Genomic DNA, 23,982 nt, shown 5'->3' with positions numbered 1-23,982 from the left:
CTCTGTGGGTCTACATAAAGAACTTCACCGCTTGTTGCAAGGTGGTCCCCATCCCCCACAGCAAGGGTATGCCGACCGCCAGCCAGCTTAGCGTCAGCAGCAGCGGCGCGGGCGTCGGTTCCCAGCTCAGCTGCGCGTCTTTATTGATAGTATACAGGCCCCTCGCCTGCTGCTGTTGCTCCGCGGTCATGGCATATTTCTGCGAAATCGGCCGAACCAGCTGATTACAAATAAAGCCGATGATAAGCAACCCGGTCAACGCCAGCAGCGTGATGTCATATATTCTCGCGGGTTCCACGCCTTGCGCCAGCTGGTATTCACGCAAATAGTTGACCAGCACCGGGCCGCTGATCCCGGCCGCCGACCATGCAGTCAGCAGACGGCCATGGATCGCGCCAACCATTTGTGAGCCAAATACATCGGCGAGATACGCCGGGATGGTCGCGAACCCGCCGCCGTACATAGAGATAATCACGCAGAGCGCACAGACAAAAAACGCCACGTAGCCGCCGTGGTTAATGAGCGGCAGCGTGCCGTAAAGTAGGGTTCCCAGAAAGAAGATCAGCGCGAAGGTGACCTTCCTGCCGCACATATCGGAAACAGAAGCCCAGAAAAAGCGCCCCAGAATATTAAACAGGCTGAGTAGGCCGGTAAATCCCGCCGCCATCGTCGCGATACGTTTCAGCTGTTCTGTATTAAGTTCCTGCCAGCCCAGATCCAGCGATAGTAACTTACCGGCAAAAATCTCCTGCAGCATCGGCGAGGCCATGCCGAGAATGCCGATCCCGGCGGTAACGTTGAGCCACAGCACCAGCCACAGCAGCCAGAATTGCGGGGTGCGCCACGCGACGCTGACGTGAACCTGAATGGTTGGCTGTTTGCCGATGACTTGCTGCGCTTTCGCGCCGCGCGGATGCCAGCCCATCGGCGGCAGGCGATAGCCGAATGTCCCACAGAGCATAAACAGCGCATAAATCACCGCCAGCGCCAGAATGCTCTGCCATACCCCAGTTTCCTGACCATCGGCGAAAAAATTAATCAGCCAATTCGCCAGCGGCGCACCCACCAGCGCCCCGCCGCCGAAGCCCATGATCGCCATTCCCGCGGCCATCCCCCGCTTATCGGGAAACCAGCGCAACAGCGTTGAGACCGGCGAAATATAGCCAAGCCCCAGGCCAATGCCGCCAATCACACCGGCGCCCAACCACAGTAGCCACAACTGATGAAAATAGATTGCCGCGCTCGCCAGCAGCAGGCCGCCACACCAGCAAAGGGTTGCAACGAAACTCACCAGACGCGGGCCAACCTTCTCCAGCCAGCTCCCCCAGAGCGCCGCGGAGCAGCCGAGAAAAACGAAGAACAGCGTATAGGTCCAGCCAAGCAGGGAAATTTTCCAGTCGCACTGGCGGGTAACCAGTTGCTGCCAGAATGACATATCGACCGGACACTGCAGCGGCGCGCTGCCGCCGATCAGCTGCGACATTGGCAGCCAGTAGACTGAAAAGCCGTAGGCCATACCAATGCACAAATGCACCGCCAGCGCCGCCGGTGGGACCAACCAGCGGTTAAATCCAGGTTTAGCAATAATGCGGGGCTTAGCAAAAAAACGACTCAACGATGAAACGGGCGGAGTCGCGAGATTCTCATTTATCTGCACCATGTTCCTGTCCTTATCATGTTTGTTTGCCGGCTATCGCAGCAGCCGATGGCAAACGGTAAAGGCAAGAACAATGCCACCTGCTGAAAAAACGAACAGAAAATGGTGACTGAAGCGAGCAAGCAGAACAGTTAAGCCAGGAGGGAGGAGTTGAAAGCTGTAAAAAAAGAGAAAATCAGCGGTAGTGATTTTCTCTTTTCCGGGTATTCGGCGCGTGATGCATGCCAGATCAATAACGATCGGCGATTTTGATAAACATTGCTCTCAGAGTGATACGGGTTATCAAACCCCGACCAGTTCATATTTTTTGATTTTACGATATAGCGTCGCAATGCCGATCCCGAGTTCATCGGCGGCCTGCTTTTTATTGCTATAACGCGTCAAAGCATCGCGGATCATCTGCTTTTCCATCTCCTCCAGCGCCGTTCCCCCCTCTTCTTCTTTCGCAACGCTGGCTGGCGCCGCCCCGGTGCTTTCACGCTCGTTGACTTTGCCGCTGCTGATAAGATTTGGCGGCAACAGCGACAGATCGATCACCTCACCGGAGGGAACCACGTTAACCAGGTACTCCATCAGGTTACTCAGCTCGCGAATATTGCCCGGCCAACGGTAGTTCTTCAGTAAGGCGATAACTTCCGGGGACACGCCGGGATAAACCAGCTCCAGCCGCCGGGTGTGCAGGTGCAGGAAATAGTGAATCAGCAATTCGATATCATCCTGACGCTCGCGCAACGGCGGCAGGCGCAGTGGGATGACATTAAGCCGATAGAACAAATCCTCGCGGAATTTGCCTTCGGCAATGAACTGCTCAAGATTCTGGTTAGTGGCCGAAATAATGCGGATATCGACCGGCACCGGATGACTCGCCCCCACCGGCTGAATTTCGCGCGATTCAATCGCCCGCAGCAGCTTAGCCTGCAGGGTTAACGGCATGTCGCCGATTTCATCGAGAAACAGCGTGCCGTGATTAGCTGCCTGAATCAACCCGGTCTTGCCGTTTGCCGACGCCCCGGTAAATGCGCCTTTGACGTAACCAAAGAGCTCGCTCTCCAGTAGCTGCTCGGGGATGGCCGCGCAGTTGATGGCGATGAAAGGCTTTGCCTGTCTGTCGCTGAGCTTATGCACCGCGCGAGCGACCACCTCTTTGCCGGTTCCACTTTCGCCGACGATCATTACGCTCGACGGGCTTGGCGCCACACGGGTAATCAGTTTTTTCAGCTGACGCATTGGCCGACATTCGCCAACCATCTGTTCAATCTGCGGGCCATCCTGCGGCGGCGCCAGATCGGCCGACGAATGCGACTGATGGAAGGCCATTAAGAACAGCCATTGATCCTGAATAGCGTGCAGCTGGCCGATAATCAGCTCTTTCTTATCATCAAAAGAAATGACGTGCTGAACGTGGCCGCGAATAAAATTTTGCGCAAAAGTCAGCGGACGAAAATGAATAGTTTTACCAATCATACTACCGTGATTCGCGCCAAGGATTTTCATTGCCGCCTGATTGGCAAATTTAACTTTTTGATCCTGGCTAACCACCAGCACGCCCTGATCCATGTTTTCAATCATGGTGGAAAACATTTTTAGCATATTGTCTCCCCCACCCTGGTCTTCTAACAGGCGGGAGACAAATATTGAAGAAACGTGTCGTACATAATCTGAGAACTCGTGGAGGTTGTCATTAATTCGCTCCTGCTGCTCGCGAGTTAGGGCGACCAGGCTAATAACCCCGACACACTGTTCCTGATAAATGACCGGGGTGCCCAGAAATGCCTTCTCTTTACAGTTCTCTTTATTGGTACACCCCTTACACAAGGGGTCAAAACGCGAATGAGTCACGACCTTTTCTTTTTTTGTTTCTATTATGTAACGTAAAAGTCGCGAATCTGTATTTAATTTTCGCCCCAGGAATTTACCGTAGGCGCCGGTACCGGCGACGCGGCACAGCGTATTATCGACAATCTCGACCTCGAGTTGTAACACGCTGGAGAGCATGCGGGCAAAACGTTGAATCGTTGGCTGAATCTGCATTAAAACGGATAGAGAATTGGAGGGAATCATAATTGACCTTTTAATATCAGTAGCCGAAAGAGAATGCTGAAGATCGACTCTTTTTATTCTGCGTTTATCATACTACCGCTGCGCAACTTGAAAAAAGGTACCAACCCTGCGCTTTTTTACGGCTTAAAGAAAATATGGAAGAGGTATCACATTTTCCTCTCAATATGATAATCCACAGGCCAAAATTATCATTTTGGTGTCGAAATCACCGTCGCAGAACGATATCCACGCTCGTCTGATGGATCAAATTAAATTTATCGTGACAACTGGCGAATGAATTTCATTTCTATCAATTGACCGTTATAAGCCATTTTTCGTGACCTGCCTCGCATAATTCCCGACTTTTTCGCTCGCGCACCGCGACTGAATTACAACTGGCACGCTTATTGTTAGTGGTAATACAGCGCTGGCCGTCGCCACTTACATCAATGTCATTTCGACTGCACAGCAATCAATAAGCCGTCATTCACTACCAGGATCGAAATATGAAAACTGTTAACGAACTGATCAAGGATATCAATAAGCTCAACTCCAACCTGCATGAAAAAGACTTCCTGCTGACGTGGGAGCAATCGCCGGACGAGCTGAAGCAGGTGCTGGATGTCGCCGCGGCGTTGAAAACGCTGCGGGCGGAAAACATCGCTACCAAAGTTTTTAACAGCGGGCTGGGTATTTCGGTCTTTCGCGATAACTCGACCCGCACCCGCTTCTCTTATGCCTCGGCGTTAAACCTGCTCGGCCTGGCGCAGCAGGACCTCGACGAAGGCAAGTCGCAGATCGCCCACGGTGAAACGGTACGTGAAACCGCCAATATGATCTCCTTCTGCGCTGACGCCATCGGTATCCGCGACGATATGTATCTCGGCGCCGGCAACGCTTATATGCGTGAAGTCGGCGAAGCGCTGGATGACGGCCACAAACAGGGCGTGCTGCCGCAGCGCCCGGCATTAATAAACCTGCAGTGTGACATCGACCATCCGACGCAGGCGATGGCCGATCTGGCCTGGCTGCGTGAACACTTCGGCTCGCTGGAAAATCTGAAAGGTAAAAAAATTGCCATGACCTGGGCCTACTCGCCCAGCTACGGCAAACCGCTTTCCGTTCCACAGGGGATCATCGGTCTGATGACCCGCTTCGGTATGGACGTCACCCTCGCCCATCCGGAAGGCTACGATCTGATCCCGGATGTTATCGAAGTGGCGAAGAAAAACGCCGCGGCATCCGGCGGCAGCTTCCGTCAGGTCACCGATATGGCGGAAGCCTTTAAAGACGCCGATATCGTTTACCCGAAATCCTGGGCGCCATACAAAGTGATGGAACAGCGCACCGAGCTACTGCGCGCCAACGACCATGACGGGCTGAAAGCACTGGAAAAAGCCTGTCTCGCCCAGAACGCCAATCACAAAGACTGGCACTGTACCGAAGAGATGATGAAGCACACCAAAGACGGTGACGCGCTGTATATGCACTGCCTGCCGGCGGATATTACCGGCGTCTCCTGCGAGGAAGGCGAAGTCACCGAAGCGGTGTTCGAAAAATACCGTATCGCCACCTATAAAGAGGCCAGCTGGAAGCCGTACATCATCGCCGCCATGATCCTCTGTCGCAAATATGCCAAACCCGGTCAGTTGCTGGAGCAACTGCTGCAGGACGCGCAAAAACGCATCAAATAACCTCGCAAGCCGGTCTGCGGGCCGGCTTTCCCGACTCCAAAGAAGGATAAGGACAGAATATGTCTGCTTTTTCGCTGAAAATGGATATTGCCGACAACCGCTTCTTTACCGGTGAAACCTCGCCGCTGTTTTCCCGTCAGCAGGCGCAACAGGCGCGTCATTTTCATCAAAAAATCGCCGGTTACCAACCGACGCCGCTTTATGCCCTGAAGGAACTGGCGGCGCTGTTCGGCGTAAAGAACATCTTGGTAAAAGATGAATCCCAGCGCTTTGGCCTCAACGCCTTCAAAATGCTCGGCGGCGCCTACGCCATCGCCCAGCTGTTGTGTGAAAAATACCGTCTCGATATTAACGCCTTCTCGTTTGATACCCTGAAATCCACCATCAAAGAGAAGATGACTTTCGCCACTACCACCGACGGCAACCACGGGCGCGGCGTCGCCTGGGCCGCCCAGCAGCTAGGGCAAAACGCGGTGGTATACATGCCGAAAGGTTCAGCGCAGGAACGCGTGGATGCCATTTTGCGCCTCGGCGCGGAATGTATCGTTACCGATATGAACTACGACGATACCGTGCGCTTTACCATGCAAACCGCGCAGAAAAACGGCTGGGAAGTGGTACAGGACACCGCATGGGAAGGTTACACCAAAATCCCAACCTGGATTATGCAAGGTTACGCCACCCTCGCCGATGAAGCGGTAGAACAGATGGCGGCGATGGGCATTGCTCGCCCTACCCACGTCTTCCTGCAGGCCGGTGTCGGCGCGATGGCAGGCGGCGTGCTCGGCTATCTGGTCGACGTCTTCGGCGCCCGCGATTTGCACTCGGTGATCGTCGAACCTGAACTGGCGGACTGCATCTATCGCTCCGGGGTAAAAGGCGACATCGTCAACGTCGGCGGCGACATGGCCACCATCATGGCCGGACTGGCCTGCGGCGAACCTAACCCGCTGGGCTGGGAAATCCTGCGCAACTGCGCCACCCAATTTATCTCCTGCCAGGATGCCGTTGCCGCCCTCGGTATGCGCGTACTCGGTAATCCCGTCGGCAATGATCACCGGGTTATCTCCGGGGAATCCGGCGCCGTCGGGCTCGGGACGCTGGCCGCCGTCCACTTCCATCCGCAGCGCCAGGCGCTGATGAACAAACTGGGGCTTGATAACCACTCCGTGGTGCTGGTCATCAGCACCGAAGGCGACACCGACGTGCAGCATTACCGCGAGGTCGTCTGGGAAGGCAAGCTGCCGGCAGCACAATAAACGTTCAACTTATTCAACATATTCATCCCGCGAAGCGGGAAATCAGGACCGGAGAGTTAATTCATGGCTAAGCACATTCCATTCAAACTGATTGTCGAAAAAGCAAACCACTACCAGCAGGATATGACCCGCTTCCTGCGCGATATGATCGCCCTCCCCAGCGAAAGCTGTGACGAAAAACGCGTCGTGCATCGTATTAAAGAAGAGATGGAAAAAGTCGGCTTCGATAAAGTCGAGATCGACCCGATGGGCAACGTGCTGGGCTATATCGGCCACGGCCCGCGACTGGTCGCCATGGACGCGCATATCGATACCGTCGGCATCGGTAACATCAAGAACTGGACCTTCGACCCCTACCAGGGGATGGAAACCGATGAGCTGATCGGCGGACGCGGCGCGTCCGACCAGGAAGGCGGGATGGCGTCGATGGTCTACGCTGGAAAAATCATCAAGGACCTCGGTCTGGAAGATGAATATACCCTGCTGGTGACCGGTACCGTTCAGGAGGAAGATTGCGACGGTCTGTGCTGGCAGTACATCATCGAACAGTCCGGCATTCGCCCGGAATTCGTGGTCAGTACCGAGCCGACGGATTGCCAAATCTATCGCGGCCAGCGCGGGCGTATGGAGATTCGCGTCGATGTTCAGGGGGTAAGCTGCCACGGCTCGGCGCCGGAGCGCGGCGATAATGCCATCTTCAAAATGGGGCCGATTCTTAACGAGCTGCAAGAGCTGTCCCATAACCTGGGCAACGATGAATTCCTGGGTAAAGGCACCCTCACCGTTTCAGAAATTTTCTTCACCTCACCAAGCCGCTGCGCGGTTGCCGACAGCTGCGCGGTTTCTATCGACCGCCGTCTGACCTGGGGCGAAACCTGGGAAGGCGCGTTGGATGAGATCCGCGCTCTGCCTGCCGTGCAGAAGGCTGGCGCCGTGGTCTCAATGTACAACTATGAACGCCCGTCATGGACCGGACTGGTTTATCCAACGGAATGCTACTTCCCGACCTGGAAAGTTGAAGAGGATCATTTCACCGTACGCGCGCTCAGCAACGCCTATGAAGGGCTGTTCGGTAAAGCGCCGGTGGTCGACAAGTGGACTTTCTCCACCAACGGCGTTTCCATCATGGGCCGTCACGGCATCCCGGTTATCGGTTTCGGTCCGGGTAAAGAGCCGGAAGCCCATGCGCCAAATGAAAAGACCTGGAAACAGCATCTGGTGACCTGCGCCGCGATGTACGCCGCAATCCCGCTGAGCTGGCTGGCAACGGAGTAAGTTCGTACGGTTATTCCTCCCGCCGCGCGTCGGCGGGAGTCTGGAGTTTTTATGCGCGTACTGATTAAAAACGGCATCGTGGTCAACGCCGACGGCCAGGCAAAACAGGATCTGCTGATTGAAAACGGCCTGGTCAGCCAGCTCGCCGAACGGATAACCCCGACCGAACCTTGCCAGACTATCGATGCCGCAGGTTGCTACGTCATGCCCGGCGGCATTGACGTTCATACTCACTTTAATATCGATACCGGGCACGCCCGCAGCTGCGATGATTTCTTCACCGGCACCCGCGCCGCCGCCTGCGGCGGTACCACCACTATCGTCGACCATATGGGCTTCGGCCCCGCCGGTTGCCGGCTTCGTCACCAGCTAGAGGCCTATCACGGATATGCCGCCTACAAAGCGGTGATCGACTACAGTTTTCACGGCGTTATCCAGCATATCAACCATGCCATCCTCGATGAAATCCCGATGATGGTGGAAGCCGGAATTAGCAGCTTCAAGCTCTACCTGACCTACCAGTATAAGTTGAACGATGACGAAGTGCTTCAGGCGATGCGCCATCTCCATCGCGCCGGCGCGCTAACCACCGTTCATCCGGAAAACGACGCCGCTATCGCCCGTAAACGGGCCGAATTTCTGGCGGCCGGCAAAACCGCGCCGCGCTACCACGCCCTTAGCCGCCCGCTGGAGTGTGAAGCGGAGGCTATCGCGCGGATGATCAACCTCGCCCAGCTCGCCGACAATGCGCCGCTGTATATCGTTCATCTCTCCAACGGCCTGGGGCTGGATTATCTGCGTCTCGCCCAGCGGCGGCATCAGCCGGTGTGGATTGAAACCTGCCCGCAATATCTGCTGCTTGACGACCGGTGCTATGAACGCGAAGACGCGTTGGGCTATTTGTTAAGCCCGCCGCTGCGCAACGCCAGCAACAATGATGCGCTGTGGTGCGGTATCGCCGATGGCTCGATCGACGTGGTGGCGACCGATCACTGCGCTTTCTCGATGGCCCAACGCCAGCAGCTCTCCGGCGGCGATTTCAGCCGCTGTCCGAACGGCCTACCTGGGGTGGAAAACCGCCTGTTGCTCATGTTTTCCCACGGCGTCATGACCGGGCGGATCTCACCGCAGCGTTTCGTCGCGCTCACCAGCGCCACCCCCGCGAAGCTATTTGGCCTGTGGCCGAAAAAAGGACTATTGGCACCCGGCGCAGACGGCGATGTCGTCATAATCGATCCGCAGCGCACCACCACGATCCGCCATGAGATGTTGCATGACAACGCCGACTATTCGCCCTGGGAGGGCTTTATTTGCCAGGGCGCGATTCGCCAGACCTTATCGCATGGCCGGGTTATTTTCGATAACGGCACCTTCACCGGCAGCGCTGGCCAGGGGCGTTTTTTACGCCGCGATCCCTTTACTACCGCTCACCTTCCGGTCAGCGAAACCACATCTTAAGTGAGGCATTCATGAGTAAGAAAATTGTACTCGCCCTCGGCGGTAACGCGCTTGGCGAGGATCTGGCCGGGCAAATGCAGGCCGTCAAGCAAACCGCGCAGGCTATTGTCGACCTGATAGCCCATGGCCACCAGGTGGTCGTGACCCACGGCAACGGCCCGCAGGTTGGGATGATTAACCTTGCTTTCGAAGCCGCAGCCAAAACCGAGGCCCATACCCCGATGTTGCCCATGTCGGTCTGCGTGGCACTAAGCCAGGGCTATATCGGCTATGACCTGCAAAATGCCCTGCGCGAGGAGCTGCTGTCGCGATCGATGCATATCCCGGTGGCGACAATCATCACCCAGGTGGAAGTCGACGCCAACGATCCGGCGTTTAAAAATCCGACCAAGCCTATCGGCTCTTTTTTCACCGAGCAGGAAGCGGAACAGCTCACGCGTCAGGGCTACGTCATGAAAGAAGATGCCGGGCGCGGCTATCGCCGGGTTGTCGCCTCGCCGCAGCCGGTCGATATTATTGAGAAAGAGACGGTAAAAGCGCTAATGGATGCCTGTCACGTGGTGATCACCGCGGGCGGCGGCGGGATCCCGGTAATCCGCGAAGGCAATCATCTGCGCGGCGCCAGCGCGGTAATTGATAAAGACTGGGCCAGCGCTAAACTGGCGGCGATGATCGACGCCGACATGCTGATCATCTTGACCGCGGTCGAGAAAGTGGCGATCAACTTTGGCAAACCCAACGAGCAGTGGCTGGATAAGCTGTCGCTCAGCGATGCCGAACAGTTCATTCGTGAGGGTCACTTCGCTAAGGGTTCGATGCTGCCGAAAGTTGAGGCCGCCGCGTCATTCGCCCGTTCACGTCCGGGGCGCAAAGCGCTCATCACCGTATTAAATAAAGCCAAAGAAGGAATTGAAGGAAAAACCGGTACGGTTATTGAAGGGTAAAAAGGCACGAAATGTAGATACTGTTTTCCCGGAGGCGGCGCGTTGCGCCTTATCCGGGCTACCAGACCGCACAGTACTGTAGCCCCGGTAAGCGTTAGCGCCACCGGGGATTTTGAGGCCACCAACACCGGCTTCATCCAGCGTAGTGAATAAATTAAAGGCCGGTCGCACGAATGGTAGGCCGGGTAAGGCGTAGCCGCCACCCGGCAAAAAAGCGGCTTCGTGCCGCTATCTACGCCACCGACAACAATACGCTTTTCTCTTTTACCCGCTGATTCATCAGCGTCATCAGCGCCTCAAGCACCCCGCCGCCGATGGCGCGCGCCTTATCGGAGACGCTGGTAAAATCGGCGCTGGCGCCGCGCGGGTCGATATCGCCAATTTTAAAGCCGCTATCGACCACTAACCCATCGCTGAGCAAACCTCGCACCATACCGCTTAGTGGCGCAATAATCTCGACCTCGCCGATAGTGGCGATGATATCGCCTTCATTAACGATATCCCCCAGCGCCACCTTCGCATGCATCACCCCGGCACCCGGGGCGCGGATCACCCGTCGTGAAGTATGCCCAAGAATATTACCAGGAATCCCGGTGTTCTCCTGGGCTTTGCCATCGTAAATCACCTGCCCTAGCCAATGGCCGCGATTGGTTTCAATCACCGCATGACAATCCACGCCGGCGCAAAAACCCGGGCCCAGCGCAATTACCGCCGGCGCCATTTCTCGTTGCGTACCAAAATTCTCTTTCGCCAGAATGGCATCCACGACGCAGACAGGGCGCAGTTCAGTCAGCGATTCGCACAGCGGATCCACCAATACCGGAATCACGCCATTCTCAATCACCTGGATGGCCTCCTGAGCGGATGACACCCGCTTCGCCATCACCCCTTCTACCGTCATTTCACCGTCGAAGACTGCCTGGGCAAAAGCGACGCTGCGGCGGATAACCGTCGGCTTCGCCACTTCCAGCATCACCACTTTGAACCCCGCATGCCAAAGGCGCAGAGCCACGCCGCTGGCGATATCGCCGGCGCCGCGAATAGCGACCAACTGCTGCTGCGCAGGCGTGGCAGCCGCCATCAGCAGGCCGCCGGGCGCGCGATTTTTTACCTGCAGGATTTCCGCCAGAATGCTAATCGCTATCTCATGCGGCGTTTCGGCGCCAATGTTATAGCCAGCCGGTGCGTGCAGGCGGGCAATATGTTCTGCGGCAACGCCGTTCTCCCGCAGCTGGCGTAAAAATACCTGGACTTTACGGCGGCTGGCCAGCAGCCCAAGCCAGGCGACCGGTCGTTCAATCAGTTTATCCAGCGCTTCACGGTCCTGGTTATTGGTGGCGATTAACACAAAGTCATCACCGCGGATCGCCAGGGAATCCACTGCCTCGCTGAAGGTTTCAGCATGCAGCAACTGCGTTGTCGGCGGAAAATAGTCGGGGTTCAGGCTTTCAGAATAGATATCGGCCACCGCCACCTCAAAACCCAGCAGCGCCGCGCTTTGCGCCACCGCGCGGTTAACGTGCCCGGCGCCGATCAGCACCAGCCGCGGGCGCAGGCCATGTACGCTAATATAGACCGACATCGCCCCACCGCAATCGGAGCCGACCGCATCGCTGCCGCTGCGCGCCATCCGCCCATGAAACATGCGCGACGCTTTTTCGCTGAGCGCTTCCAGCGCCTGTTCAATCACTTTACGCTCAACCATGCCGCCGCCGATGGTGCCGACTATCGAACCATCTTCACGGATTAACATCTGCGCCGAATGGCGCGGCGTTGAGCCGCGGCTATCGACAATCTGCGCCAGGGCAAACGGGCGATTCTGTGCTTCGAGTTTTGCCGCTTCAGAGAAAATATTCATAACAACCTCAATGGATATCCGCCATGCGCCCAAGCCGGGGCGTCACTCTGTTGTTCGTCGCCGCGTTATCGCGGGTTGCTCTTGTACTGCTCCCGCCCACAGTGCGTTAATCCCCCACTGCTGCAACAGCGCCTCCTCCGGTAAATTCTCATTTTGAGAAAGCTGATTCAGCAGCAGGATCCGGCGACTGGCGGGCGGAACGCCTTTAAACGCTCCCTGCGGATGCGCGATCAAGCGATGCAGCATCGGCCAACTCAGCGCTGTATCCGGCGCCGCGCCGGTTATCCGGGAAAAAAGGGGCCAGCGATGAACGGTCGCTGGCCCAACGTTTTGCCCGAGCCTCCAGGCCCCCATGACGGCAATAACGCAGCAACAGGATTGAGGTATGCAAGGTTCGTGCTCAGCTGGCGCTTTTAAGGCGAAACCGTGAGCCCCGTCAGTTTCTACCAGCACCACGTCCACGCAACCTGCGGCAACCAGCGCATCAAGCTGTTGCGGGCTAAACCCACGAACTTTACCCGCAGGGGCGAGCCATGAGGCGTAGCAGGCCTGTAGCGGCCGCTGCCAAACCTCGTCAGGCAGCGCCAGCGGATCGCGGCAAATCAGCACAGGTAGGGTTGCCGGAAGATACATGTGGGTGGTCGTGGTGAGCAGAACTCGCCGGCCAGCCTCACGAAAACGCTGCGCCAGCCACATTAAGGTACTGGTTTTACCTCCCGCGCCGACGGCGGAAATCAGCAGCGGACCATCATTTACGCCTAAATCACAAAACAGCGATTGCAGATGCGGTATATTTTCCATGCGCTGGACAGGATTCCATTATTCAGGGAGGAGTATGAAACAGGTCGATTGTATTATTACCGCCGCCGGATTGTCCTCCCGGATGGGACAGTGGAAAATGATGTTACCCTGGCGCGGAACGACAATACTTGATGCAAGTATAAAAAACGCCCTGCAATTCTGCTCGCGTATTATTCTGGTGAGCGGTTTTCGCGCAGAGGAGTTACATCAACGCTATTCGGCGCATCCGAAAATAACCCTGGTTTATAATCCCAACTATCAGCAGGGTCTGTTTACTTCTGTTTGCGCCGGCGCAAGCCAGGTGCGAAACAACTACTGTTTTATCACCCTCGGCGATTTACCCTGCCTGCCGACTGCGCTTTTCCAGCGGCTGTGGCAACAACGGGGCGACAGCGCGCTTCTTCCGCAATATCAAGGCGTACCGGGTCATCCAATCCTTATTGCCGGCACGCAGTTGCGCCAACTTATCACTCACGATGGACCCGGCTCAATGCGCAAACGGTTATTACAAAGCCGCCATCGCTGTCTGGAGTTAGATTTTCCGCAAATGGTCTGGGATATCGATACCCCTGCTGATTTTATTCGCCTGCAAAACCAGGATTAATAATGCCTTTGTCGGGAAATTATCATTGTGATATTTCGCCGTTTATTTTGAGAAATCCCGGCGGATAAAAATATAGAGTGATTTTAATTCTCATTACCATAGCGTGAGCCTATTCACAAAGCCAGGTGTTCTTTAGATCTCTCTCACATTTTTAATTATTCAAACCTTCTGCCTTTAATAACTGGTTCGATTGTTGCTCTTCCTTAACTATCCGTCGGAATAAGCACCACTAACCGGCAAATTTGATTGCACAGATAAAGGAGAGGGTTATGGGGGATATCATGCGTCCCGTCCCGTTTGAGGAATTATTGACGCGCATTTTCGATGAGTATCAACAACACCATTCCATTTTTGGTATTCCTGAGCAGCAGTTCTATTCGCCCACCAACCAACGCCGGGTAAGCGTCTTCGGCGAAAGCTGCGCCACCCCAATCGGCCCGGCCGCCGGCCCGCATACCCAACTGGCGCAGAATATCATCACCGCCTGGCTCACCGGCGGGCGGTTTATCGAGTTGAAAACCGTACAGATCCTCGACCGGCTTGAGCTGGAAAAACCCTGCATCGACGCTGAAGACGAATGTTTCAATACCGAATGGTCTACGGAATTCACGCTGCAAAAAGCGTGGGATGAATACCTTAAAGCATGGTTTATTCTGCATCTGCTGGAAGAGATTTTCCCGTTCACGCCGGCGCAAAACGGCAAGTCATTTATTTTCAATATGAGCGTCGGCTATAACCTGGAAGGCATCAAACAACCGCCGATGCAGCAGTTTATCGATAATATGATGAACGCCGCCGGGCAGCCGAAATTTACCCAGTACCGCGACACGCTGAACCGCTGGCTGCATGATGACGCCTTCCTTGCCCGCCTGTCGCTGGATGATATCCGCCCGCGGCTGGCGACGCTCGCGGAACGCATTCCGGCAAAACTGGTACAAGGGGTTACTCTCTCTACCATGCATGGTTGCCCGCCGGATGAAATCGAAGCCATTTGCCGCTATATGCTGGAAGAGAAGCAGCTCAACACCTTCGTGAAGCTTAATCCGACGCTGTTGGGCTACCCGCGCGTACGCGAAATTCTCGACACCTGCGGCTTTGACTATATCGGTCTGAATGAAGAATCTTTTGAACACGATCTTAAAATCGGCCAGGCGCTGGAAATGTTGACGCGTCTGATGGCGTTGGCGAAAAGTAAACAACTCGGCTTCGGCGTGAAGCTAACCAACACCCTCGGCACGGTCAACAATAAAGGCGCGCTGCCCGGCGATGAGATGTATATGTCCGGCCGCGCCCTGTTCCCCCTCTCCATCAACGTTGCGGCGCTGCTATCGCGTGAATTCGACGGCAAACTCCCGATCTCCTACTCCGGCGGCGCCAGCCAGCTCAATATCCGCGATATCTTTGAAACCGGGATCCGCCCCATTACCATGGCGACCGATCTGCTAAAACCCGGTGGTTACCTGCGTCTTAGCCAGTGCATGCGCGAGCTGGAACCGGCCGATGGCTGGGAAATGAATCAGGTCGACGTCAAGCGCCTGAACGCGCTGGCGGAAAAAGCGGTGAGCATGGAGTACACGCAAAAACACTGGAAGCCGGACGATCGCATCGACGTTGGCGAGCCGCTGCCGTTAACCGACTGCTACGTCGCCCCTTGCGTCAGCGCCTGCGCCATCAAACAGGATATTCCGGAATACATTCGCCTGATGGGCGAGCAGCGCTATGCCGATGCGCTGGAGCTTATCTATCAACGTAACGCGTTGCCGGCGATCACCGGCCATATCTGCGATCACCAGTGCCAGTACAACTGTACGCGTCTTGATTATGACAGCGCGTTAAATATCCGCGAGCTGAAAAAAATCGCCCTTGAGAAAGGCTGGCCAGAATACCAACGCCGCTGGCATAAACCGGCTGGTTCCGGTAGCCGTAACCCGGTGGCGGTGATTGGCGCAGGCCCGGCGGGGCTGGCGGCGGGTTACTTCCTCGCCCGCGCCGGCCACCCGGTCACGCTATTTGAGCGCGAAGCTAACGCTGGCGGAGTGGTAAAAAACATCATTCCGCATTTCCGCATTCCCGCGGAACTTATCCAGCAGGATATCGAGTTCGTTGTTAATCACGGCGTCAATATTGTCTACGGCTGCGACCCGCATCTCACCGTCGAAAAACTCCGTCAGGAGGGTTATCGCTATGTACTGGTCGGCACTGGTACCGACAAAAACAGCGGCGTGAAGCTTGGCGGCGACAACACGAATATTCATAAATCGCTCAACTTCCTGCGCGCGTTCAACCGCGGCGATCGCCTGAACGTGGGTAAACACGTGGCCATTGTCGGCGCGGGCAATACTGCAATGGACTGCGCCCGCGCGGCGCTGCACATCCCCGGCGTTGAGAAAGCAACTGTGATTTATCGCCGCTCGCAGCAGGAGATGCCAGCATGGCGCGAGGAGTACGAAGAAGCCCTTCAGGATGGCGTTACATTCCGCTTCCTCAGTAACCCGGAGCACTTCGCCGCTGACGGCACGCTGACCGTTCGCACCATGGCCCTCGGCGAACCTGATGAACAGGGTCGACGTCGCCCATTGCCCACCGATGAAACCTGGACGCTGCAGGTCGATACGCTGATTACCGCTATCGGCGAACAGCAGGATGGCGAAGCGCTGGCGGCGATGGGGATCCCGCTCAACGACCACGGCTGGCCTGAGGTCAATGCTGATGGCGAAAGCCGTCTGGCTAACGTCTTCCTGATTGGCGATGTACAGCATGGCCCTTCTTCGATCGTCTCGGCGATAGGCAACGCCCGTCGCGCCAGCGATGCGATCCTGAAGCGCGAGAATATCCGCAGCCACTTCGGCGATAAACAGTGGAATAACGTCGATCCCGCGGATATTTACCGCCGCAAAGGAACCATTGCTATCGCTCAGGTTGATAAAGACGACCGCGATGCCTTTGTCGCGCAGGAGGCGGAGCGTTGCCTCGAATGTAATTACGTCTGCAGCAAGTGCGTGGATGTTTGCCCGAACCGCGCCAACGTCTCAATCGCGGTGCCGGGGTTCGACAACCGCTTCCAGACGCTGCACCTCGACGCGTACTGCAACGAATGCGGCAACTGCGCGCAGTTCTGCCCATGGCAAGGCAAACCTTATAAGGACAAAGTCACCGTTTTTAGCCTCGAACAGGATTTCAACAACAGCAGCAATCCTGGTTTCCTCGTGGAACAGCAGCGGGTTCATGTCCGTCAGGATGGCCTGATCTGGCAGCTGGAAATCGATACTAAGGGTCAGTTCGCTGAAGTTCCGCCGCAGCTGGATGCCATGTGCCGCATCATCAGCCACGTCCATCAACATCATCACTATTTGCTGGGAGCCGTCGAAGTATGAGTATCTTAGTGCTTAAAAATGCCACCCTTGCCCAGCTTCATCCGGCAAAAGTGGAAGAAGGTGTCGATATCGTCATCGAAAATGACAGAATTATCGAAACAGGCGCGAACCTGAGCCAGCGTTATCCGCAGGCGCGTATTAAAGAAATGCGCGGCCGGCTGGTGATGCCGGGAATGGTCTGCTCGCATAACCATTTTTATTCCGGACTGTCGCGCGGAATTCAGGCCAATATTGCGCCGAGTCCCGATTTTATCTCCACGCTGAAAAACCTGTGGTGGCGCCTGGACCGCGCGCTGGATGAGGAGTCCTTATACTACAGCGGGCTTATCTGTTCGCTGGAGGCCATTCGCAGCGGCTGTACCGCCGTCATTGACCACAGCGCGTCGCCGAACTATATCGCTGGATCATTAAGTCAGTTACGTAACGCTTTCATCAAGGTCGGCCTGCGCGGCATGACCTGTTTTGAAACCACCGACCGTAACGGCGGCCTGCAGGAACTTCAGGCAAGCGTGGAGGAAAATATCCGTTTTGCCCACGAAATCGATCGGGCGCGGGAAAACGGCGACGAACCCTATCTGGTAGAAGCGCATATCGGCGCCCATGCGCCGTTTACGGTTCCCAACGAGGGGCTTTTGATGCTTCGCGAAGCATTAAAAGCAACCGGGCGCGGCCTGCATATTCATATGGCGGAAGACCGTTACGACGTTTCCCACAGCCACCATCACTACGGTAAAGATCTGCTGGTACGCCTGGCAGAGTTCGATCTCATCGATAGTAAAACGCTGGTGGCTCACGGGCTGTATCTGTCGGACGCGGATATTGAACTACTGAACGCGCACGATGGTTTTCTTGTCCATAACGCCCGCTCTAACATGAACAACCATGTTGGCTATAACCAGCAGCTGACGGCATTTCGCAACCTGGCGGTGGGCACCGACGGTATCGGCTCCGATATGTTTGAAGAGCTCAAGTTCGCCTTCTTTAAACACCGTGATGCCGGCGGACCGCTGTGGCCGGATAGCTTTGCGCGGGCATTAAGCAACGGCAACACGCTGCTTAGCCGCAACTTTAACGACCGTTTCGGCCGTATTGAGGCGGGCTATAAGGCGGATTTAACCATCAGCGATTATATTCCGCCGACGCCGCTGCTGGCGGCTAACCTCGCCGGGCACATCGCCTTCGGTATGGGGGCCAGCCACGTACATAGCGTGATGGTGAATGGTGTCATGGTCTATGAGGATCGGCAGTTCGCTATTGATTGCGATACGATTTTCGCCGAAGCGCGGAAGGTGGCGAAGAAGATGTGGCAGCGGATGGATGCATTGCCGTAATCCCATCACGGCAAAACAAAACCCGGTCACTGTACCGGGTTTATTTTTGCCCGATGACGGGAATAGATTTACGGTCGAGAAATTCTGCGACATCAATCGGTTAGATACTGTTATCGGTTGGCAACTTTTTGGCTTGAGAAAAAGCGTTTATCTCGTTTCGCTCCATAGTATATTGCGCTCCCGGTTAATTTTTCTGCAATATGTTTTCTGTGGTGCTGAGAGCGCACAGGGGGCGGCCAACCACCGCCGCCCCCTGTACCCCCGGGCTCTGGCCGCCAAAATCGCCGCTACGCGGTCCCCTCGACTTATCCCTACAGGCTTCGGGTCGGGCCGAGGCAGCGTCCGTGCAAAACACGGCCCTCAGCCCGCATCCATGCGGGCTGCCCCGGCCTTCCGGGAACGTCTCAGCGATTTTGAGGCCACCAACGGCGGCTGTTTCAGTCGCTATTGGCACAGAAGTAGCCCGGATAAGACGCGGCGCGTCGCCATCCGGGACTTTCCTACAAACTCAACAAGCTGGCGCTGGCGATCGTTCTCTGTTTCTGCAGCGCCGCCAGCGCGTCATCGGTCATCAGCGATATTGCCGCCGTTGGGCACACCGATACGCAGGCCGGGCCGCCGTCTCGCTGCTCGCAGAGATCGCACTTCACGATAACCGGCGGATGCGCCGCCGATGTCTCGATAGTAATCGCGCCAAATGGGCAGGCAACGACACAGCTCTGGCAGCCTATGCAGCGCCCGGCATCGGCCTCGACCCGTTCGGCGCCCATCGCCAATGCGCCGGTCGGACAGACCCCAACGCATGGCGCGTTCTCACACTGATGGCACATCACCGGCACGCTCAACGTGTCGAGTCGCATCACCTTCAATCGCGGATGAAATTCCGCCCCTTCCGCCACATGCTCCAGTGCGCAGGCGACTTCGCAGGTACGACAACCGATACAGGCCTGTGAACTGGCAAGAATAAAATGGGTCATCACCGCTCCTTATGGTCAAATCGCGCCAGCATTTCGCTTGCGGCCTGGCGCCCGGCAACCATTGCCGTCACCACCAGATCGGCGCCATGCACCGCATCGCCGCCGGCATAGATTTTGTCATGGCTGGTCTGCGTGGTGCCGCGACCTTTGCCGCCCGTCACAATCTGCCCCCAGCGGTCAAGTTTGATGCCGTGCCCCCGCAGCCACGGCATGTCATGGGCCTGGAAACCAAACGCCAGCACCAGCACATCGGCCGGGAGTTCGAATTCTGAACCGGCAATTGGCCGCGGGCGGCGGCGGCCATCCGGCCCTGGTTCACCCATTTCGGTACGGATCATCCCGACGGCGCTGACCTGGCCTTTACGGTTACGCAGGATATATTGCGGCTGAACGTTAAACTGAAACGCCACGCCCTCCTCCCGCGCGTTCACCACCTCTTTTTTCGAGCCCGGCATGCTTAATTCATCGCGACGATAGGCGCAGGTCACGCTCTCGGCTCCGCGACGCACCGCGGTGCGCAGACAGTCCATCGCCGTATCGCCACCGCCCAGCACCACCACCCGCTTACCCTTAATGTCGGTTAACGGATATTCGGCGCTCTCTTCAAGCCCCATCACCTCACGGGTATTGGCAATCAGGAACGGCAGCGCCTGAATAACACCCGGCGCATCTTCGCCATCAAGACCAGCGCCCATCAGCCCATAGGTGCCGACGCCTAAAAAGACCGCGTCATAGTTAGCAACCAGGTCGCTGAAGGCCACGTCGCGCCCCACTTCCTGATTGAGATGGAAACGAATCCCCATATCGCTGAAGATCTCACGCCGCAACGCCATTACCGTTTTTTCCAGCTTGAAAGACGGAATGCCGAAAGTCAGCAGCCCGCCAATTTCAGGATGTTTATCAAAAACATCAACCTGTACCCCGGCGCGCGCGAGAATATCCGCGCAGCCCAGTCCCGCCGGTCCGGCGCCGATAATAGCCACGCGTTCCCGACGCGGCGCAACCTCGCCTGTGGTTGGCCGCCAGCCCATCGCCAGCGCGGTATCGGTGATATAGCGTTCCAGATTGCCAACCGCCACCGCGCCGCCTTCGTTTTTCAGCGTACAGGCACCCTCACATAGCCTGTCCTGTGGGCAGACCCTGCCGCAAATTTCCGGAAGCGAACTACTTTGATGACAGAGTTCTGCGGCCTCAATAATTTTGCCTTCACGCACCAGTCGGATGAAATCGGGAATATGGTTGTGTAATGGGCAGGTCCAGTTGCACCAGGCTTTTTGTGCGCAGTACAGGCAACGCTCGCTTTCATATTCGGCATCACATTCGCTAAGGCGCTGGTAGATCTCGGCAAAATGCGCTTTTCGCTCCTCCGCGGCAAGCTTCTTCGCCCCCACCCGCGGCGCTTTATCCAGGATTGCTTCGCGCCTTGCGCCACGACGCTCGGCCAGCGGCTGCCCTTGGGCGGAGCGGATTTGTCTTTCCCGCTGTAACCGCTGGAGCGCGCTCTCGTCCATTACGCGCAGCGCCTGTGTCGGGCAACTGGCCACGCAGGCCTGTTCTGCGGAGGGGCGCTCGCGACAAAGATCGCATTTTTGCGCCAGCTGCGGGCCATCTTCCCCGCTGGCGACCATCTCGATTGCGCCAAATGGGCAAGCGACGACGCAGTTTTTGCAACCGATACACTCGGACTGGGTCAACTGGATGCTGTCGTTGGCGACATACAGCGCCTGAGTCGAGCAGGAGGTGACGCAAGGCGCGTCGTTGCAATGGTGGCAAGTGGTCGCAGTACTGGCATTCCGGTGGAAGACAACATGGATGCGCGGAACAAAGGCGCTGCGCTGTGCCGGCCAGGCATCCTGATGATGCGCCGTGACGCAGGCTACTTCGCAGGCATGACATCCAATACAGTTCGCAACATCGGCCACAATAAATCGATTCATTTGCTTCCCTTTTATTCTTCTGGAATAGTCTCAGGGATGGATTGCAATATTCGGGCGATATTGGGCGCTCACCTTCTGCTGCCATTCATTTTTGCGAGTCAGCTCAAATTATTACTCTCCTGTCACTCTCGAATAAATACAAGCTCATCAAATCACCGGGATGGCATCTCAAGCCCGTCCTGCCTTTTTATCATTTTTACCTTCTTAGCGCTTATTTCGCCTACCAAAATGAGACGGCATATATCTCAAACTGATATTCGCCATTTTTATTTCTGATGCCCGCTCGCAGCGTTAAACGGGCCTGCAAGAAATAAACATGCCAACCCGTGATTGATTTCACAAATATATTCTTCCACTACCGCTTCGCTCATTTTTGGCACAGCTTACGCATAACCCTCCTAACGCATAAGCAACTCCGTGCGCGTTATACGCTGGTGAACATCATCAGCAGAGGGAGGCAATGGCCTTCGAATCGTAACTTCTGCCCTTTCAGTTCGGCACGGGAAGAAGTCGTAAAGGAGACAACTACTTCATGAAAGATTTTGCCATTCCGGCCTCACGCAATACGGCGACTGTCGCGCCGGTCGATGAGGTCCTGCCAATTACGCAAATGATTCTCTATGGATTGCAGCACGTGCTGGTGATGTACGCCGGGGCGGTGGCGGTACCGCTGGTGGTGGGTAACGCGGTCGGTTTGCCTGCGGAGCATATTATTTTATTAATCAGCGCCGATTTGTTTATTTGCGGCGCCGCAACCATCGTGCAATCGATGGGCATCAAGCAGTGGTTGGGCTGCCGCTTACCGCTGATCCAGGGCTGTACTTTCGCCGCGCTGATCCCGATGGTGCTTATCGGCAAAGAGTACGGTATCGGGGCGATCTCCGGCTCGGTTATCGTCTCCGGCATTTTTATCCTCTGCTGCGCGCCGTGGATTAGCCGTCTCATTCGCTTCTTTCCGAAGGTGGTGATGGGTGGCATTGTGACGCTGATCGGCCTCTCTATTATGCCGGTCGCGGGAGGATGGATTGGCGGCGGCAGCAGCGAGATGGCCGGTTTCGGCGATCTCTTCTCGCTGCTGATGGCGGCCATCACGCTGGTCATTATTCTTAACCTTTATACCTTCGCCACCGGCGTGGTCAAGAACACCTCGGTGCTGATCGGGCTGGTGATCGGCACTATTTTATGGAGCTTCTTCAAGCCGCTGGATTTTAACCTCGTCAACGCTACGCCTTGGCTGCATCTGCCACAGGTGATGCAGTTCGCCCGGCCTGAGTTTCATATCGTGCCGGTCGCCCTGCTGTCGATGGTCATGGTGGTGGTGATGGTCGAAACCATGTCGTCCATCATGGCGACCGGCGATATCGTCGGTAAACAGGTCACGGCCAGCATGCTGCGTAACGGCCTGAATACCTGCGGACTGGCGACGACGATCTGCGGCTTCTTCAACCTGTTTCCCTACGCGGCCTTTGCGCAAAACGTCGGCCTGATTGGCCTGACCGGCGTACGCAGCCGCTTCGTGGTGTCGGTCTCGGGCGTCATCCTGATGCTAATGGGCATTTTCGCCAAAATGGCGGCGCTGGTGGTTCTGATTCCGAAACCGATCCTCGGCGGCGCCGGTATCGTTATGTTCGGCATGGTTGCCGTTTCCGGTATTCGTACTCTCGGCCAGGTCAACTATCGCAACAATAACAATGGGATGGTCGTCGCGCTCACCCTTGGTCTCGGCATGATGCCGGTACTGGTGCCGAATCTGTTTACCCAGTTCCCGCCGATGATGCAGTTGTTTCTGCATAGCGGCATCACTATCGGCACCCTGACGGCGATTGTCGCCAACCTGACGCTGAACGGCAGCGTGCCGTTCCGTATTTCTCACGATGTCCCGGAACCGGACCCGGCGCCGCCGAGCGCGGCTGCCCGCAACATGGCCGTGCGTACAGTGCGCATGTGGCTACTGCTGCGCAAGGTACAGAAAGGTCAAACCGCCGCTGACGGCCAGGAGTGATTATGTCTATGTCGCAACGTCTGCTTTTTGCACTGTTGATGATGGCCCTGATGGCGGTTCCCGCCATCCAGGACGTCATTACCCTCGGAATTAACAGCCGTTTTATCTATCTGTTGCCGTACTATTTTTAAGGAGTCACACGATGGAAAAAGTAACCACCGTCTGTCCCTACTGCGCCGCTGGCTGTAAGCTGCGGCTGGTGGTGGACGACGGCATGGTCGTCGGCGCCGAAGCGGCCATGGGGAAAAACAATCAGGGCACCCTGTGTCTGAAAGGTTATTATGGCTGGGACTTCATTAACGATACCCAGATCCTGACCCCGCGTCTCAAAACCCCCATGATCCGTCGTAAGCGCAGCGGCAAACTGGAAGCCGTCTCCTGGGACGAGGCGCTCGATTACGTCGCCACCCGCCTTGGCGCCATTAAAGAAAAATATGGCCCGGACGCGATCCAGACCACCGGCTCCTCCCGCGGGACCGGTAATGAAACCAACTACGTGATGCAAAAATTCGCGCGCGCCGTTATTGGTACCAATAACGTCGACTGCTGCGCTCGCGTCTGACACGGCCCTTCGGTTGCAGGTCTGCACCAGTCGGTCGGTAACGGCGCCATGAGTAATGCCATCACGGAGATTGATAACACCGATCTGGTGTTTATCTTCGGTTACAACCCGGCGGATTCCCACCCTATCGTGGCGAATCACGTCATTAACGCCAAACGCAACGGGGCGAAAATCATCGTCTGCGACCCGCGCAAGATTGAAACCGCGCG

The 23,982-nt window shown here is 56.3% G+C and carries 17 protein-coding genes; 11 read left to right on the top strand and 6 right to left on the bottom strand.

What is annotated here, in order from left to right:
• Nucleotides 1–10: 10 nt before the first annotated feature.
• Nucleotides 11–1,660, bottom strand: coding sequence for an OFA family MFS transporter (locus PGR09_RS04600; RefSeq protein ID WP_047042761.1), 1,650 nt, complete (start codon nucleotides 1,658–1,660; stop codon nucleotides 11–13).
• Nucleotides 1,661–1,939: 279 nt separating this feature from the next.
• The gene (locus PGR09_RS04595) at nucleotides 1,940–3,718 is read right to left on the bottom strand and encodes a sigma-54 interaction domain-containing protein (RefSeq protein WP_047042759.1); all 1,779 of its coding nucleotides are present in this window, start codon (nucleotides 3,716–3,718) and stop codon (nucleotides 1,940–1,942) included.
• Between the two features lie 485 nt (nucleotides 3,719–4,203).
• Between PGR09_RS04595 and ygeW the strand changes: the two genes are divergently transcribed.
• The 5 genes from ygeW to arcC all read left to right on the top strand — a co-directional run bounded on the left by ygeW (nucleotide 4,204) and on the right by arcC (nucleotide 10,327).
• Complete coding sequence (gene ygeW, locus PGR09_RS04590; RefSeq protein WP_015366901.1) at nucleotides 4,204–5,391, top strand: knotted carbamoyltransferase YgeW; 1,188 nt, start codon at nucleotides 4,204–4,206, stop codon at nucleotides 5,389–5,391.
• 59 nt (nucleotides 5,392–5,450) lie between these two features.
• Nucleotides 5,451–6,650, top strand: coding sequence for a diaminopropionate ammonia-lyase (gene dpaL, locus PGR09_RS04585; protein ID WP_045392528.1), 1,200 nt, complete (start codon nucleotides 5,451–5,453; stop codon nucleotides 6,648–6,650).
• Between the two features lie 63 nt (nucleotides 6,651–6,713).
• Complete coding sequence (locus PGR09_RS04580) at nucleotides 6,714–7,925, top strand: YgeY family selenium metabolism-linked hydrolase (RefSeq protein WP_430915850.1); 1,212 nt, start codon at nucleotides 6,714–6,716, stop codon at nucleotides 7,923–7,925.
• A gap of 51 nt (nucleotides 7,926–7,976) precedes the next feature.
• A complete protein-coding gene (hydA, locus tag PGR09_RS04575; RefSeq protein ID WP_289576496.1) occupies nucleotides 7,977–9,383 on the top strand; it encodes a dihydropyrimidinase in 1,407 nt (468 codons plus the stop codon).
• Nucleotides 9,384–9,394: 11 nt separating this feature from the next.
• Complete coding sequence (arcC, locus tag PGR09_RS04570; protein WP_047042754.1) at nucleotides 9,395–10,327, top strand: carbamate kinase; 933 nt, start codon at nucleotides 9,395–9,397, stop codon at nucleotides 10,325–10,327.
• Between the two features lie 232 nt (nucleotides 10,328–10,559).
• Here the strand turns inward: arcC and yqeB are convergent, their stop codons facing one another.
• Nucleotides 10,560–12,185, bottom strand: a complete 1,626-nt coding sequence (gene yqeB, locus PGR09_RS04565) for a selenium-dependent molybdenum cofactor biosynthesis protein YqeB (protein ID WP_430915848.1) — start codon at nucleotides 12,183–12,185, stop codon at nucleotides 10,560–10,562.
• Nucleotides 12,186–12,227: 42 nt separating this feature from the next.
• Nucleotides 12,228–12,986, bottom strand: a complete 759-nt coding sequence (yqeC, locus tag PGR09_RS04560; protein WP_430915847.1) for a selenium cofactor biosynthesis protein YqeC — start codon at nucleotides 12,984–12,986, stop codon at nucleotides 12,228–12,230.
• A 34-nt stretch (nucleotides 12,987–13,020) separates the two neighbouring features.
• Between yqeC and PGR09_RS04555 the strand changes: the two genes are divergently transcribed.
• The 3 genes from PGR09_RS04555 to ssnA all read left to right on the top strand — a co-directional run bounded on the left by PGR09_RS04555 (nucleotide 13,021) and on the right by ssnA (nucleotide 18,295).
• Entirely contained in the window at nucleotides 13,021–13,590 is a 570-nt protein-coding gene (locus PGR09_RS04555) for an NTP transferase domain-containing protein (RefSeq protein ID WP_047042744.1), read from the top strand.
• A gap of 269 nt (nucleotides 13,591–13,859) precedes the next feature.
• Nucleotides 13,860–16,964, top strand: coding sequence for a putative selenate reductase subunit YgfK (gene ygfK, locus PGR09_RS04550; RefSeq protein ID WP_430915846.1), 3,105 nt, complete (start codon nucleotides 13,860–13,862; stop codon nucleotides 16,962–16,964).
• A complete protein-coding gene (ssnA, locus tag PGR09_RS04545) occupies nucleotides 16,961–18,295 on the top strand; it encodes a putative aminohydrolase SsnA (RefSeq protein ID WP_430915844.1) in 1,335 nt (444 codons plus the stop codon). Before ygfK ends, ssnA begins: the two co-directional genes overlap by 4 nt.
• 500 nt (nucleotides 18,296–18,795) lie before the next feature.
• On the opposite strand, the gene PGR09_RS04540 is transcribed toward ssnA, so the two are convergent.
• Both PGR09_RS04540 and ygfT read right to left on the bottom strand, forming a co-directional pair.
• Nucleotides 18,796–19,272 carry a 4Fe-4S dicluster domain-containing protein gene (locus tag PGR09_RS04540; protein WP_430915843.1) on the bottom strand — a complete coding sequence of 159 codons (477 nt, stop codon included), beginning with the start codon at nucleotides 19,270–19,272 and terminating at the stop codon, nucleotides 18,796–18,798.
• Nucleotides 19,272–21,209, bottom strand: coding sequence for a formate-dependent uric acid utilization protein YgfT (gene ygfT / locus PGR09_RS04535; RefSeq protein ID WP_430915842.1), 1,938 nt, complete (start codon nucleotides 21,207–21,209; stop codon nucleotides 19,272–19,274). The genes PGR09_RS04540 and ygfT overlap by 1 nt, the downstream gene beginning before the upstream one ends.
• Before the next feature lie 532 nt (nucleotides 21,210–21,741).
• On the opposite strand from ygfT, the gene PGR09_RS04530 reads away from it, so the two are divergent.
• The 3 genes from PGR09_RS04530 to PGR09_RS04520 form a co-directional block, all read left to right on the top strand.
• Entirely contained in the window at nucleotides 21,742–23,211 is a 1,470-nt protein-coding gene (locus tag PGR09_RS04530) for a nucleobase:cation symporter-2 family protein (RefSeq protein ID WP_015366914.1), read from the top strand.
• A 2-nt stretch (nucleotides 23,212–23,213) separates the two neighbouring features.
• Nucleotides 23,214–23,342 carry a hypothetical protein gene (locus tag PGR09_RS04525; protein WP_380379550.1) on the top strand — a complete coding sequence of 43 codons (129 nt, stop codon included), beginning with the start codon at nucleotides 23,214–23,216 and terminating at the stop codon, nucleotides 23,340–23,342.
• A gap of 11 nt (nucleotides 23,343–23,353) precedes the next feature.
• Nucleotides 23,354–23,982, top strand: a 629-nt coding sequence (locus tag PGR09_RS04520; protein WP_430915841.1) for a molybdopterin-dependent oxidoreductase, incomplete at its 3' end; no start/stop codon positions are given.

Source organism: Klebsiella sp. 141251, assembly GCF_050600725.1.
GTDB classification, from domain to species: Bacteria; Pseudomonadota; Gammaproteobacteria; order Enterobacterales; family Enterobacteriaceae; genus Klebsiella; species Klebsiella aerogenes.
This window is presented reverse-complemented; position numbering and strand designations above follow the sequence as displayed.